The organism is Serinibacter salmoneus (assembly GCF_002563925.1).
Lineage (GTDB): Bacteria > Actinomycetota > Actinomycetes > Actinomycetales > Beutenbergiaceae > Serinibacter > Serinibacter salmoneus.
In genome coordinates this window covers 2694224-2707891 of the sequence record NZ_PDJD01000001.1, presented here as the reverse complement: position 1 = coordinate 2707891, position 13668 = coordinate 2694224, and the positions used below count along the sequence as shown (strand labels likewise).

Sequence of the window (13668 nt, the reverse complement as noted above, 5' to 3'; positions counted from 1 at the left end):
GCCGTCGTCCCTCGTGCCTGAGTCGTTCACCCGACCGTCGCCCGGCGGTCACCCGGGTGCGACGCCACGGTCAGATCCGCTCCCTAGCGTTCAGGGTCGTGACTCCCTCACTCACCCCGAGGCGCACACGCGCCCTGTCCAGCCTCGCCGTCGGTGCGCTGGCGGCCGCCGGGTTCGCGGCCGCCCCGGCCGCAGCCGAGACCGCCACCTCCGCCGAGGACGCCGCGATCGGGCTCTCCGTTCTCGGCACCTACGCCTCCGGCGTGTTCGACGAGAGCGCCGCCGAGATCGTCGCCTTCCACGCCGCCACGCAGCGCGTGTTCACCGTGAACGCGGAGGCCGGCGTGGTCGACGTGATCGACGCCGCCGACCCCAGCGCCCCCACCAAGGTCGGCACCCTGGCCACCGCCGGAGTCGGCGACATCGTCGAGGGCGCCGTGGCCAACTCCATCGCCGTGCGCGAGGACGGCCTCCTCGTGGTCGCCGTGGAGCACCCGGACAAGGTCTCCGCCGGCTGGCTGGCGTTCTACGACGCCACCACGCTGGGCTCCCTCGGCGCCGTCCAGGTCGGCTCGCTGCCGGACATGGTGACGATCACCCCGGACGGAACCTGGGCTGTCGTGGCCAACGAGGGCGAGCCCGCGGACGACTACACCGTCGACCCCGAGGGCTCCATCGGCGTCGTGGGGCTGCCGGCCGGCCTCGCCGCGCCGGCGCAGGCAGCGGTGCGCATCGCCGACTTCCACGCCTACGAGGACGGCGCCCTGCCCGAGGGTGTGCGGGTCTTCGGGGAGTTCCCGCACGGCGAGGACCTGCCCGTCTCCCGCAACCTGGAGCCCGAGTACGTCACCACCGATGGCACCACCGCCTGGGTGAGTCTGCAGGAGAACAACGCGATCGCCGTCGTGGACATCGCCTCGGCCACCATCACCGACATCCTGCCCCTGGGCACGATCGACCACTCCCAGGCCGGCAGCGGCTTCGACCCGTCCGACCGGGACGAGGAGATCGCCATCCAGACGGTGCCCACCCGGGGGCTGCTCATGCCCGACTCGATCAGCACGATCGAGGTCGACGGCGAGACCTACCTCGTCACCGCGAACGAGGGCGACGCTCGCGAGTGGGGCGACTACGTCGAGGCCGCCCGTGTGAAGGACCTCGGCGAGGACGGGTTCCCGCCCCTGTGCGAGGGAGTGCTGACGGCGGACCAGCTCGAGGACGAGGTGCTCGGGCGCCTGGAGGTCTCCATCGCCTCCGGGCTCAGCGAGGCCGGCTGCATCGAGCAGCTCCACAGCTTCGGCACGCGCTCGTTCACGGTGCTGACCACCGACGGCGAGCTGGTCGCGAACTCGGGTGACGACTTCGAGCAGATCACCGCGGCGCTGATCCCCGAGTACTTCAACTCCAGCAACGACGAGACCGAGTTCGACTCGCGTTCGGACGCCAAGGGCCCCGAGCCGGAGGCGATCACGGTGGGCGAGGTCGACGGCGTGCCGTACGTGTTCGTGGGAGCCGAGCGGGTGGGCGGCATCTTCGTGTACGACCTGACCGACCCGAGCGCGCCCGCGTTCGTCACCTACCTCAACAACCGCGACTTCGAGGCCGACCCCACCACGGCGCAGGCCGGTGACCTGGGGCCGGAGGGCTTCGCCTTCGTGCCGGCCGAGGACTCGCCCACCGGCGAGGCCATGCTCGTGGTCGGCAACGAGGTCTCCGGGACCACCACCCTGTTCGAGGTGGCCTCGACGGCGCTGCCGTTCATCGACGTCAGCGCCGAGGACATGTTCGCCGACGAGATCCACTGGGCCTACGACGCCGGGATCACGACCGGCTGGCAGACCCCCGCCGGCGCCGAGTACCGGCCGCTGGCCGACATCAACCGCGACGCGATGGCGGCCTTCCTGTACCGACTGGCCGGGCCCGAGGACTACACGCCCCCGGCGGCCTCGCCGTTCGTGGACGTGAGCACGAGCAACCAGTTCTACATCGAGATCTCCTGGCTCGCCGAGCAGGGCATCTCCACGGGATGGCCGACCGCGGCGGGTGCCGAGTTCCGCCCGCTCGAGCCGATCAACCGTGACGCGATGGCGGCGTTCCTGTACCGACTGGCAGCACCGGAGGGCTTCACCGCGCCGGCCCTCAGCCCGTTCGAGGACGTGGCCCCCGCCGACCGCTACTACACGGAGATCTCCTGGCTCGCACAGGAGGGCATCTCCACCGGCTGGCAGGGCAACGACGGCACCGCGCTGTACCGCCCGCTGACCCCGATCGCCCGCGATGCGATGGCGGCGTTCCTCTACCGCTTCGCGCAGACCGAACTGCCCGCCTGATCGGACCTGATGGTTCGCGCCCCCGGGGGCGAGCCACCCACCGCCGAGAGCCCCGGAGCGCGACCGCTCCGGGGTTCTCGCGTGCTCCGGGAGCCTGCGTTCGGTCAGGTTGAGTGGAATACACTCAACTTTGGTCGCGTTGATCCAGTCAGACACTGACTCACGTACCGGAGGTCCGGATGAACGACAAGCTCACCACCAAGTCCCAGGAGGCGATCGCCGCGGCGCTGCAGAGCGCGACGCAGGCGGGTAACCCCCACCTGGAGCCCGTCCACCTGCTCGGTGCCCTGCTGCAGCAGGCGGACGGCATCGCCGTCGCGCTGCTGCGCGCCGTCGGCGCCGACCCGCAGGCCATCGCCCAGCGCACCGCCGGCGCCCTGGCCACCCTGCCGAGCGCCAGCGGCGGCACGACGGCGCAGCCCACCGCCTCGCGCGGGCTCAGCAACGCGCTGACCCAGGCGGGGGAGGAGGCGCGGGCGCTCGGCGACGACTACGTCTCCACCGAGCACCTGCTGCTGGCGTTGGCCGCCTCCAGCACCTCCACCGGGGAGATCCTCACCCACGCCGGCGCCAGCCGTGACGCGCTCGCGGCCGCGCTGCCGCAGGTGCGCGGCGGTCGCCGGGTCACCAGCCCCGACCCCGAGGGCACCTTCCAGTCCCTGGAGAAGTACGGGCAGGACCTCACCGCCCGGGCCCGCGAGGGCAAGATCGACCCGGTGATCGGCCGCGACTCCGAGATCCGCCGCGTGGTGCAGGTGCTCTCCCGGCGCACCAAGAACAACCCGGTGCTGATCGGGGAGCCCGGCGTCGGCAAGACCGCCGTGGTGGAGGGGCTCGCGCAGCGCATCGTGGACGGCGACGTGCCCGAGTCGCTGCGGGACAAGCGCCTCATCGCCCTGGACCTCGGCTCGATGATCGCGGGTGCGAAGTACCGCGGTGAGTTCGAGGAGCGTCTCAAGGCGGTGCTGGAGGAGATCACCCAGTCCGACGGCGAGGTCGTCACCTTCATCGACGAGCTGCACACCGTGGTGGGCGCCGGCGCGAGCGAGGGGGCGATGGACGCCTCCAACATGCTCAAGCCGATGCTCGCGCGCGGCGAACTGCGGATGATCGGCGCCACCACGCTGGATGAGTTCCGCGAGAACATCGAGAAGGACCCCGCCTTGGAACGGCGGTTCCAGCAGGTGTTCGTGGGTGAGCCGAGCGTGGAGGACACCGTGGCGATCCTGCGCGGCATCGCCCCGCGTTACGAGGCCCACCACAAGGTCACCATCTCCGACGGCGCCCTGGTGGCGGCCGCCACGCTCTCGGACCGCTACATCACGGCGCGGCAGCTCCCGGACAAGGCGATCGACCTGGTGGACGAGGCCGCCTCCCGGCTGCGCATGGAGCTGGACTCCTCGCCCACCGAGATCGATGTGCTGCGCCGGACCGTGGACAGGTTGACGATGGAGGAGGCCTACCTCGCGGATGGACCAGGCGGGGGCGCCGACGACGAGGCCACGGCCGAGCGCCTGGAGAAGTTGCGCCGCGACATCGCCGACCGCTCAGAGGAACTCGCCGCGCTCAACGCCCGCTGGGAGCAGGAGAAGGCCGGGCACAACCGGGTCGGTGACCTGCGGGTGCGGCTGGATGAGTTGCGTACCCAGTTCGAGATCGCGATGCGGGACGGCAACTACGAGACCGCCGGGCGCCTGGCGAACGGCGAGATCCCCGCGATCGAGCGGGAGATCGCCGAGGCGGAGCGCGCGGAGGCCGAAGGCAGCGAGTCGGCTGAGGGAGCCCTGCCGCACACCGCCCCGATGATCGCGGACAAGGTCGGTCCGGACGAGATCGCCGAGGTGGTCGCCGCCTGGACCGGCATCCCCGCCGGTCGCCTGCTGGAGGGCGAGACCGCCAAACTGCTGCGGATGGAGGAGGTGCTCGGCGAGCGGCTGATCGGCCAGGCGGGTGCCGTGGCCGCGGTCTCCGACGCCGTGCGGCGCTCCCGAGCCGGCATCGCCGACCCGGACCGCCCCACCGGCTCGTTCCTGTTCCTCGGACCCACCGGGGTCGGCAAGACCGAGCTCGCGAAGTCGCTCGCGGACTTCCTCTTCGACGACGAGCGGGCCATGGTGCGCATCGACATGTCGGAGTACGCCGAGAAGCATGCGGTCGCGCGCCTGGTCGGGGCGCCCCCGGGGTACGTGGGGTACGAGGAGGGCGGTCAGCTCACCGAGGCCGTGCGCCGCAGGCCCTACTCGGTGGTGCTCCTGGACGAGGTGGAGAAGGCCCACCCGGAGGTCTTCGACATCCTGCTGCAGGTGCTCGACGACGGCCGCCTCACCGACGGTCAGGGCCGCACCGTGGACTTCCGCAACGTGATCCTCGTGCTCACCAGCAACCTGGGCTCCCAGGCGTTGGTGGACCCGAACCTGGACGAGGCGACGAAGCGGGAGTCGGTGATGGCCGCCGTGCGTGCCGCGTTCCGCCCGGAGTTCCTCAACCGGCTCGACGACGTGGTGATCTTCGACGCTCTCAGCGTGGAGGAGTTGGGCAGCATCGTGGACCTGCAGGTGGAGCGGCTTGCTGCCAGGCTCGCCGACCGGCGCATCGCGCTGGAGGTCACGCCCGCGGCGCGTGAGTGGCTGGCGTTGGAGGGGTATGACCCCGCCTACGGTGCTCGGCCGTTGCGCCGGCTCGTGCAGCGGGAGATCGGTGACCGCCTGGCGCGCCGTCTCCTGGCGGGTGAGGTGGCCGACGGCTCCCGGGTGCTCGTGGACCGCGCCGAGGGTGAGGCGCCGGGCCTGGAGGTCCGCGGCGCCTGAGGTGGTGCCGCCCGACGCCGAGGGGCGGGTGGGGACCCCCACCCGCCCCTCGGCGTCGGTTCCCGGCCCGTGCTCAGCCGGCGTTCATCTCCGTCATGTCGACCACCTCGTCGGCCGGAGGCGCCTCGATCGTGACGGCCTCCCCGAAGTCGGAGAAGGTCATCGTGGTGCTGACTGCGGTCGGCTCCTGGATGTCGTAGGTCATCTGGACCGTGCGGCCCTCGGAGTCCAACCAGATGTCGTAGGTGATGGTGTCCGGCATCGCTCCGGCTGCCTGGCCCGCCGTTTCCGCGAGGCTCGCGCCATCCACGGTCACGTTGTAGTGGGTGGTCTCCACGCCGTCGACCTCCTCGGCGCCGATCTCCTCGACCGACTCCACGGCAGCGGTGAAGGACTCGAGCTGGGCGATCGGGTCCATCGTGGACTCCTCGAATGCGCCGTCCAGGCTCGGGTCATCGGCGGACATGAACACGTAGCCGCCGCCGGCCGCCTCGCCGAGGCCCATGTAGATGCCGCCGTCGAGCATGATCATCTCGATCTCGCCGGCACCCGGCACGGCCATGGTCATCTGCATCGTGTACGGGTCCTGGCTGTAGTCGATGACGCCGGAGGCGTCGGTGCTGCCGAGGTCGCCCATGTCCATCACCATGGTGAAGGACTGGGTGGTGGAAGACATCGCCTGGACGCCGTCGCCGTAGGCGGCGATGAACGCCTCGGTCGCATCGCCGCTCTCGGAGGCTGCGCCGTCCCCGGTGTCGGTCTCTGTCTCGCTGCTCGTCTCGCTGCTTGTCTCGGTGCCGGCTTCGGTGTCGGACTCGGTCTCGCTGCTGCTGCAGGCGGCGAGACCGGCCACGGCCAGCGTTGCGGTCGTTGTGACGAGGAACTTCCCCCACATGGTTCTCATACCCAGGACCCTATCCGGGGCGCCGAGGCCGGTGGGGGAATCAGCATGACGGCGGTCCCCGCCACCAACGAGGGGGGCCGGGGGTCGCGCCTCGACGGGAGCCTGGTCGTCGCTGGGCGCCGGGGGTAGCGTCGAGCCATGCGCGTGAGTACCTGTCTGCTGCCGATCTACCCCCGCCACCAGGCCCGTGAGGCGTGGCGCCGCGCCGAGGACCTGGGGTTCTTCGCTGCCTACACCTACGACCACCTCAGCTGGCGGGAGCCGTTCCGTGCCGGCCCCTGGTACGACGGCCTCCTCACGCTCGCCCAGGCCGCGGAGGTCACCTCACGGGTGCGACTGGGCACCCTGGTGACCTCGCCGAACTTCCGCCATCCCGTCACGCTGGCCTCCGAGGCCGTCACGCTCGACGACGTCGCCTCCGGTCGCCTCTTCCTCGGCATCGGCGCGGGTACCGACGGCGCAGACGCATCGGTGCTCGGGCAGGCGCCGCTCACCGCGCCACGCCGGCAGGACCGGTTCGAGGAGTTCGTGGACCACCTGGACGCGCTGCTGCGCACACCGGAGTCCACGCTGGAGGGGGAGTGGTTCACCGCGCGCGACGCGGTGACGCGCCCCGGCCCGATCACGGTGCCGCGGGTGCCGTTCGGGATCGCAGGGATCGGCCGCCGCGGGCTGGCGCTCGCGGCACGCCAGGGTCAGGCGTGGATCACCACGGGTGACCCGCGCACGTTCGACCCGGACGGCGGCTGCCACACCGCGGCGGACTCGCGCGCGGGGATCGCCACCCAGGTGGGCCGCCTCGAGGAGGCATGCCACGCCGTCGGGCGGGATCCCGCATCGATCGATCGCATCCTGCTGACCGGCTTCGTGCCGGAGCAGTTCGACTCGGCGGCCGCGGTGGAGGACATGGTGGCCGCACACACCGAGCTCGGGATCACCGAGGTCGTCATCCACGCGCCGATCCCCGGCACCGTCTTCGACCTGGAGCAGGGGGTCTACGAGGCGGCGGGTGCCCTCGCCGCCCGGCTCGAGGGCTGAGACCCAGCCGGCCAACAGCAGGCCAACAGCCGCCGAGCGGAGTGTTGCGCAGGGTTCGCGCGCGCCCAGCCTGCGCAAGCACACGCTCGGCGGGGTGGGGGCTGCGCAAGCACACGTTCGGCGGGGCCAGGCTCGTGCCGAGCGGTGGGTTGCGCGGGTCGTCAGTCGGCGAGGTCGACGATCACCGGCACGTGATCGCTCGCGCCCTTGCCCTTGCGCTCGTTGCGGTCGATCGCCGCACCCGTGACCCGCTCGGCGTAGGAGGATGAGCCGAGCTGGAAATCGATGCGCATCCCCTTGTTCTTCGGGAACCGCAACTGCGTGTAGTCCCAGTAGGTGTAGGCGTCCGGCGTGAACTCGCGGGTCACCTCCCGGAAGCCGGCGTCCTGGATCGCCTGGAAGGCGTCCCGCTCCGGCCGGCTCACGTGGGTGGCACCGGCGAACACCTCCATGTCCCAGACGTCACCGTCCAGGGGCGCGATGTTCCAGTCACCCACCAATGCGGTGGGCAGGTCCTGCTGCGCCCACTCGACGGCGTTGGCCCGCAGGGCCTCCAGCCACGCCAGCTTGTAGGTGTAGTGCGGGTCCGCGAGCGTGCGACCGTTCGGCACGTACAGGCTCCACACCCGCACCCCGCCGCACGTCGCGCCGAGCGCGCGGCCCTCCACCACGGCGGCCTCCCCCCACCCGGGCTGCCCGGTGAAGGAGGTCTCGACGTCGGCGATCCCCACCTTCGAGGCGATCGCCACTCCGTTCCACTGGTTCAGGCCGTGTACCGCCACCTCGTAGCCGAGCGCCTCGAACGCCTCCCGGGGGAACTGCTCGTCCTTGCACTTGGTCTCCTGCATCGCGAGCACGTCCGTGCCGGTGCGCTCCAACCAGGCGGTCACCCGATCGACGCGGGCACGGATGGAGTTCACGTTCCAGGTGGCGATCTGCATGCCACCAAACTACCCACCGAGACTGACATCCACCCCCGCCGAGCCCGTGCCTTCGGCGCCGACTCCGTGCCGTGCGGGCACGGCCTCGCCGCGGACGCCACGGTCTCGGCGGGCAGGAGCGACTACGCTCGGAGTCGATGACTGCCACGCCTGCCCACGATCGCACCTCCCGCCTCGCCGCCCTGGTGGCCGAGCTCGCCGTTGTGCACGGCCGGGTCACCCTGTCCTCGGGCCGCGAGGCCGACTACTACGTCGACATGCGGCGCGCCACCCTGCACCACGAGGCCGCGCCCCTGATCGGCCACCTCCTGCTCGACCGCCTCGAGGAGGAGGGCTTCGGACCCGCGGAGATCGACGCCGTCGGCGGACTGACGATGGGCGCCGACCCGGTCGCCGCCGCGATGCTGCACGCCGCGAACTCCCGCGGCCTGGACCTCGACGCGTTCGTGGTGCGCAAGGCCGCGAAGTCCCACGGCATGGGGCGCCAGGTCGAGGGCCCGGACGTCGCGGGCAAGCGCGTGGTCGCGCTGGACGACACCTCCACCACCGGCGGCAGCGTGCTCACCGCAGTCGAGGCGCTGCGCGCCGCCGGCGCCGAGGTGGTCGCGGCCGCCGTGGTGGTGGATCGGGACACCGGCGCCCGCGAGGCGATCGCGCAGGCGGGCCTGCCCTACTTCTGGGTGCTCGACGCCGCGGACCTCGGCCTGGCCTGAGCGACGTCGATCACTTCGGCCCGGCGGCGCGCGGCGCGCGGGTCCGCGCCGGATACCCTGGGCGCGTGACGCGACCTCGACACGCCGCCGAGCCCGGCGCCCCCGGGCCGAACGCTCAGGACCCCGCCCTCGCCGGCGATGAGGCGCCCGCCGCGCCCCGCGCCACCTGGAAGGACGCCCCGGGCCTGGCGGTGCGCGGCGGCCTGGTGGGCGCGGCGGAATCGGTCCCCGGCATCTCCGGCGGCACCATCGCCCTGGTGGTGGGCCTGTATGACCGCTTGATCGGTAGCGCCTCCGCCCTCATCCACGCCGCGCGGGAGGTCGTGACCGGACTGCGCCGCGGCGAGGGTCTCGGCCCCGCGAGGGCGGCCGTGCGCGCCGTCGACTGGCACTTCCTCGCGCCGGTCCTGGCCGGCATGGTCGTGGTGCTGCTCGCCTCGTTGATGACGATCGCGCCGCTCCTGGAGGAGCACCCCGTGCCGGTCCGCTCGGTGTTCTTCGGCATGATCCTGATCTCCATCTGGGTGCCGATCAGCCTCATGCCGCACCGCTTCCGCCCCCAGGACGGCCTCTACCTGCTGCTCGCGGCCGCGCTCGCGTTCTGGCTGACCGGTCTGCCCGAGGCCGAGGTGGGCGCCGAACCGCCCCTGTGGCTGGTGTTCATCGGGGCCGCGATCGCCATCAACGCGCTCGTGCTGCCGGGCGTGTCCGGGTCCTTCGTGCTGCTCGTGCTCGGCCTGTACCTGCCGGTGCGCAACGCGATCAGCGACCTCGACGTGGTGTTCGTGCTGGTCTTCGCGCTCGGCGCGCTGATCGGCCTGGCCTCGTTCGTGAAGGTCCTGAATTGGCTGCTGCACCACCGCCGGCAGGTCACGATGGCGGTGCTCGCCGGTCTGATGACCGGCTCGCTCCGCGCGCTGTGGCCATGGCAGGAGGGCGCGAGTCTCACCGGGCCGGACGCCCCCGGCGAGGCCGTCACGGCGGTGCTGCTGGCGCTCGCCGGCGCCGCTGTGGTCGCGGGCCTGCTGTGGTGGGAGCACCGCAGCGCCGTGCGCGCCGCCCGGCAGGCCTGATGCCCGAGCCCGACGGCGCGGCCCCGCCTCCCGCCGGGCCGGAGCCCGAGCGTGTGGTGGGCGTCGGCCCGTGGCCCGCGGGACCCGACGACTGGCCCGAGGACCCCCGCCTGGACCCGGAGCTCCTGGCGCACGGGGACCGCCGCAATGTGGTGGACGGCTATCGCTACTGGCGCCTGGAGGCGATCGTGGCGGACCTCGACACCCGCCGCACGCCCCTGCACGTGGCGATCGAGAACCTCGAGCACGACATGAACATCGGTTCCATCGTGCGCACCGCCAACGCCTTCAACCTCGCCGGAGTGCACGTGATCGGGCGGCGTCGGTGGAATCGGCGGGGTGCGATGGTTACCGACCGCTACCTGCACGTGCACCACCACCCGGACGCCGAGACCTTCGCGACCTGGGCGCACCAGGCGGGCCTCGCCGTCGTCGGCATCGACAACGTCCCAGGCTCCTCGCCGATCGAGCGCGGCACGCTGCCACACGAGGCGGTGCTCGTGTTCGGCTCCGAGGGCCCCGGGCTCAGCGCGGACCTGCTCGCCCGGTGCGCTCAGGTGCGCCACATCACCCAGTACGGCTCCACCCGCTCGATCAACGCCGGCGCCGCCGGGGCGATCGCCATGTACGAATGGATGCGGCAGCACACGGGTGAGCCGGCGGCTCAGTCGGCGGACAGTGCTGGCTCGGAGGCGAGGACGTAGGGCACGAGGTCGCCGATCCCCTCGTGCACCTCGGTGGGGCGATACGGGTGCGCGGCGATCTGCTCCCGCTTCGTGGAGCCGGTCAGCACGAGGAAGGTCCGCAGCCCCGCCTCCATCCCGGCCAGGACATCGGTGTCCATCCGGTCGCCGATCATGGCGGCGGACTCGGAGTGGGAATCGATGCGGTTCAGTGCGGCGCGGATCATCACGGGGTTCGGCTTGCCCACGAAGTAGGGCTGGTGGCCAGTGGCCGCGCTGATCAGGGCGGCGACGGCGCCGGTGGCCGGGATGGGTCCCTCGGCGCTGGGACCGGTGACATCCGGGTTGGTCGCGATGAACCGGGAGCCGCCGAGGATCAGACGCACCGCCGTGGTGATCTGCTCGAAGGAGAACCGGCGGGTCTCGCCGAGCACCACGAAGTCCGGGTCGGAGGTGGTCTGGGTGAAGCCGGCCTCGTACAGCGCGGTGGTGAGTCCGGTCTCCCCGATCGCGTACACGGTGCCGCCGCTCGCCTGATCGGCGGTCTGGTCGGCGAGGAACGTCGCTGTGGCCAGGGCCGAGGTCCAGATCGCGTGCTCCGGCAGGTCGATCCCGGCGCGCGCCAGGCGCGCGCTCAAGTCCCTGGGGGTGAAGATCGAGTTGTTGGTGAGGACCTGGAACGGCAGACCGCGATCGCGCAGCGCCGTGATGAACTCCGCGGCGCCCGGAAGCGCCTGCTCCTCGTGGACGAGCACACCGTCCATGTCCGTCAGCCATGCGGCGATGTTGTGCGTCATGACTTCACTGTAGGGGTCCGTGCCTGGGCGATCCATGGGAGCCCGGTGGGTGCTGTCCGGACACCTGGGACCCCGGTCCCCGCACCGGGTGGGGCACTCGTGCCAGACTTGGGGGGTCAATGGTGTGCCGAAACTCCGTTCGGCCGGTGTCAGCGCTTTCCCAAGGAGACCCATGCCCATCGCAACTCCCGAGTCCTACAACGAGATGATCGACCGCGCGAAGGCCGGTTCCTTCGCCTACCCCGCCGTGAACATCACCTCCTCCCAGACGGTGACCGCGGCGATCCAGGGCTTCGCCGAGGCGGAGAGTGACGGCATCATCCAGGTGTCCGTCGGTGGCGCCGAGTACGCCTCCGGGTCCACCATCAAGGACCGCGTGACCGGCACGATGGCGCTGGCCGCCTACGCCACCGAGGTCGCGAAGAACTACGGCGTGACCATCGCGCTGCACACCGACCACTGCGTGAAGAAGAACCTGGACTCCTGGGTCCGCCCGCTGCTGGCCATCGAGGCCGAGCAGGTCAAGAACGGCGGCCTGCCGACCTTCCAGTCCCACATGTACGACGGCTCCGACGTGCCGATCGAGGAGAACCTCTCCATCGCCGCCGAGCTGCTCGAACTCTCCCAGGCCGCCCGCACGATCCTGGAGATCGAGGTCGGTGTGGTCGGTGGTGAGGAGGACGGCCACGAGGCCGAGATCAACGAGAAGCTCTACACCACCACAGAGGACGGCCTGAAGACCGTCGAGGCGCTCGGCTCCGGCGAGAAGGGCCGCTACCTGACCGCCTTGACCTTCGGCAACGTGCACGGGGTGTACAAGCCCGGCGCGGTGAAGCTGCGCCCGGAGATCCTCAAGCAGATCCAGGAGGAGGTCGGGGCCAAGATCGGCAAGACCAACCCGTTCGACCTGGTCTTCCACGGTGGCTCCGGCTCCACGGCCGAGGAGATCTCCGCCGCGGTGGACTACGGCGTGATCAAGATGAACATCGACACCGACACCCAGTACGCCTTCACGCGCCCGGTGGCCGGTCACATGTTCGCCAACTACGACGGCGTGCTGAAGGTCGACGGCGAGGTCGGCAACAAGAAGACCTACGACCCCCGCGTGTGGGGCAAGCTCGCCGAGGCCGGCATGGCCGCGCGCGTGGTGGAGGCCTGCCAGCAGCTGCGCAGCGCCGGCCACAAGATGTGAGTCCGACCCGGTGAAGGTGCCGGGTCGCAGGCAGTGGGCGGGCTGAACGGCCCGCCCACTGCCGCGCGGGGGCGCCGCTCAGGTGGCCGAGTCGCCGCCTGCGACGATCTCCACCATGTCGCCGATCCTGGTCACCGACAGCAGGAACTGCACCACCTCGGGCGGGTCCACGAGGCGGAGCCGACCCGGGGTGCGGGTGGCCAGGCGGGCCAGGAGTGCGATGCCGGAGGAATCCATGAAGGTCACCGCACCGGCGTGCACCGTGGTGGGCCGCGCGGCCTGCTCCGCCGCCGTCACCGCGGCCGCGAAGTCCGGTGCGCTTGCCGCATCGATCTCCCCGCGCAGCGTGAGAATGGTGTGTGATGGGCTGGTGTGCACCTCGGCGCTCGGCGTGGGCCGCAGCGTCGCCAGGGGCGTGTCCATGCATCCTCCGAGGTGGAGTGGGTTCCGAGCCGCGGGGTGTTCGGCGCGGTGCCGCGCGGGAATGGCCGCTGCGGTCCCTAGCGAGCGTACGGGACCATGAGTTTTTTGTGAACGGGTGCAGACTGGTGATCTCCCCAACGTTTGCCACCGATTGACCGTAGAGGGTGCGGCCAGTGCCGATGCACCACCGGTGGGCGATTCGGTGGACGCGGTGCACGTGTGGTGGGGATGGGAGGATGGGGCTGTGAGCGAGGACACCCTGGGCGACCGGTTGCCGGTCGGCCCGCCGTCGACCCTGTTACCGGCCGACCACCCCGACCTGGCGGTGATCGCGCTCCTGGGTGAGGCCGGGACGAGCCTCGTGGCCACGGACCTCGATCCCGCGGCGCTGCGGCGTGCGGCTGCGCAGCACCCCGCATCCAGCCTTGCCTGGGCCCTGCTGGCCCGGGCGGAACTGGCCGACGGCGCAACAGGGGGTGACGCCGTCGCTGCCTACGCCTTCGCCCGGGTGGGCTACCACCGCGGCCTGGATGCGCTGCGGCGCGCCGGCTGGCGCGGACAGGGTCCGGTCCCGGTCACCCACCTGCCCAACCGGGGCTTCCTCGCCGCGCTGCTCGCTCTCGGCGAGGCGGCCGCGCGCATCGGTGAGGACGGCGAGGCCGCCCGCATCGAGGAGTTCCTGCAGCAGTCAGACCCCACGGCGGCCAGCGTGCTCGCCGCGGGGATCCCCCTCGGCGAGATCGCCGCGGGCTAGGTCGTCCGTTCCC

Annotated in this window: 12 protein-coding genes; 8 read left to right on the top strand and 4 right to left on the bottom strand. The window is 71.6% G+C overall.

What is annotated here, in order from left to right:
• Positions 1-98 precede the first annotated feature (98 nt).
• Both ATL40_RS12060 and clpB read left to right on the top strand, forming a co-directional pair.
• A complete protein-coding gene (locus ATL40_RS12060) occupies positions 99-2330 on the top strand; it encodes a choice-of-anchor I family protein (protein WP_098469751.1) in 2232 nt (743 codons plus the stop codon).
• Between the two features lie 179 nt (positions 2331-2509).
• The gene (gene clpB / locus ATL40_RS12055) at positions 2510-5137 is read left to right on the top strand and encodes an ATP-dependent chaperone ClpB (protein WP_098469750.1); all 2628 of its coding nucleotides are present in this window, start codon (positions 2510-2512) and stop codon (positions 5135-5137) included.
• A 73-nt stretch (positions 5138-5210) separates the two neighbouring features.
• On the opposite strand, the gene ATL40_RS12050 is transcribed toward clpB, so the two are convergent.
• Positions 5211-6041, bottom strand: coding sequence for an SCO4651 family lipoprotein (locus ATL40_RS12050; protein ID WP_143556973.1), 831 nt, complete (start codon positions 6039-6041; stop codon positions 5211-5213).
• A gap of 138 nt (positions 6042-6179) precedes the next feature.
• Between ATL40_RS12050 and ATL40_RS12045 the strand changes: the two genes are divergently transcribed.
• Positions 6180-7079 (top strand): LLM class flavin-dependent oxidoreductase, encoded by a 900-nt coding sequence (locus tag ATL40_RS12045; protein ID WP_098469748.1) that lies wholly within the window; start codon positions 6180-6182, stop codon positions 7077-7079.
• Between the two features lie 161 nt (positions 7080-7240).
• Here the strand turns inward: ATL40_RS12045 and ATL40_RS12040 are convergent, their stop codons facing one another.
• Entirely contained in the window at positions 7241-8020 is a 780-nt protein-coding gene (locus ATL40_RS12040; RefSeq protein WP_098469747.1) for an exodeoxyribonuclease III, read from the bottom strand.
• Between the two features lie 137 nt (positions 8021-8157).
• Here ATL40_RS12040 and pyrE point away from each other — a divergent pair, with 137 nt between their 5' ends.
• From pyrE to ATL40_RS12025, 3 genes are all read left to right on the top strand, one after another.
• A complete protein-coding gene (gene pyrE, locus ATL40_RS12035) occupies positions 8158-8733 on the top strand; it encodes an orotate phosphoribosyltransferase (protein ID WP_098469746.1) in 576 nt (191 codons plus the stop codon).
• Between the two features lie 65 nt (positions 8734-8798).
• Positions 8799-9806 carry a DUF368 domain-containing protein gene (locus ATL40_RS12030; RefSeq protein WP_211283118.1) on the top strand — a complete coding sequence of 336 codons (1008 nt, stop codon included), beginning with the start codon at positions 8799-8801 and terminating at the stop codon, positions 9804-9806.
• Positions 9806-10510: a TrmH family RNA methyltransferase gene (locus ATL40_RS12025; protein WP_098470472.1), complete on the top strand. Its 705-nt coding sequence runs from the start codon at positions 9806-9808 to the stop codon at positions 10508-10510. Before ATL40_RS12030 ends, ATL40_RS12025 begins: the two co-directional genes overlap by 1 nt.
• On the opposite strand, the gene ATL40_RS12020 is transcribed toward ATL40_RS12025, so the two are convergent.
• On the bottom strand, positions 10471-11286 hold the full coding sequence (locus tag ATL40_RS12020; RefSeq protein ID WP_098469745.1) for an HAD-IIA family hydrolase: 816 nt from the start codon (positions 11284-11286) through the stop codon (positions 10471-10473). The genes ATL40_RS12025 and ATL40_RS12020 overlap by 40 nt on opposite strands.
• A gap of 172 nt (positions 11287-11458) precedes the next feature.
• Between ATL40_RS12020 and fbaA the strand changes: the two genes are divergently transcribed.
• Positions 11459-12478 carry a class II fructose-bisphosphate aldolase gene (gene fbaA / locus ATL40_RS12015; protein ID WP_098469744.1) on the top strand — a complete coding sequence of 340 codons (1020 nt, stop codon included), beginning with the start codon at positions 11459-11461 and terminating at the stop codon, positions 12476-12478.
• Positions 12479-12556: 78 nt separating this feature from the next.
• Here the strand turns inward: fbaA and ATL40_RS12010 are convergent, their stop codons facing one another.
• Positions 12557-12901, bottom strand: a complete 345-nt coding sequence (locus ATL40_RS12010) for an STAS domain-containing protein (RefSeq protein ID WP_098469743.1) — start codon at positions 12899-12901, stop codon at positions 12557-12559.
• A 244-nt stretch (positions 12902-13145) separates the two neighbouring features.
• On the opposite strand from ATL40_RS12010, the gene ATL40_RS12005 reads away from it, so the two are divergent.
• Positions 13146-13655 (top strand): DUF3151 domain-containing protein, encoded by a 510-nt coding sequence (locus ATL40_RS12005; protein WP_169925969.1) that lies wholly within the window; start codon positions 13146-13148, stop codon positions 13653-13655.
• The last annotated feature ends 13 nt before the right edge of the window (positions 13656-13668 follow it).

Excerpts from the sequence above, each read along its gene's own strand:
- fbaA (WP_098469744.1), top strand. The coding sequence starts at position 11,459 with ATGCCCATCGCAACTCCCGAGTCCTACAACGAGATGATCGACCGCGCG.
- ATL40_RS12040 (WP_098469747.1), bottom strand. The coding sequence starts at position 8,020 with ATGCAGATCGCCACCTGGAACGTGAACTCCATCCGTGCCCGCGTCGAT.
- clpB (WP_098469750.1), top strand. The coding sequence starts at position 2,510 with ATGAACGACAAGCTCACCACCAAGTCCCAGGAGGCGATCGCCGCGGCG.
- ATL40_RS12025 (WP_098470472.1), top strand. The coding sequence starts at position 9,806 with ATGCCCGAGCCCGACGGCGCGGCCCCGCCTCCCGCCGGGCCGGAGCCC.
- ATL40_RS12020 (WP_098469745.1), bottom strand. The coding sequence starts at position 11,286 with ATGACGCACAACATCGCCGCATGGCTGACGGACATGGACGGTGTGCTC.
- ATL40_RS12050 (WP_143556973.1), bottom strand. The coding sequence starts at position 6,041 with ATGAGAACCATGTGGGGGAAGTTCCTCGTCACAACGACCGCAACGCTG.
- ATL40_RS12010 (WP_098469743.1), bottom strand. The coding sequence starts at position 12,901 with ATGGACACGCCCCTGGCGACGCTGCGGCCCACGCCGAGCGCCGAGGTG.
- pyrE (WP_098469746.1), top strand. The coding sequence starts at position 8,158 with ATGACTGCCACGCCTGCCCACGATCGCACCTCCCGCCTCGCCGCCCTG.
- ATL40_RS12045 (WP_098469748.1), top strand. The coding sequence starts at position 6,180 with ATGCGCGTGAGTACCTGTCTGCTGCCGATCTACCCCCGCCACCAGGCC.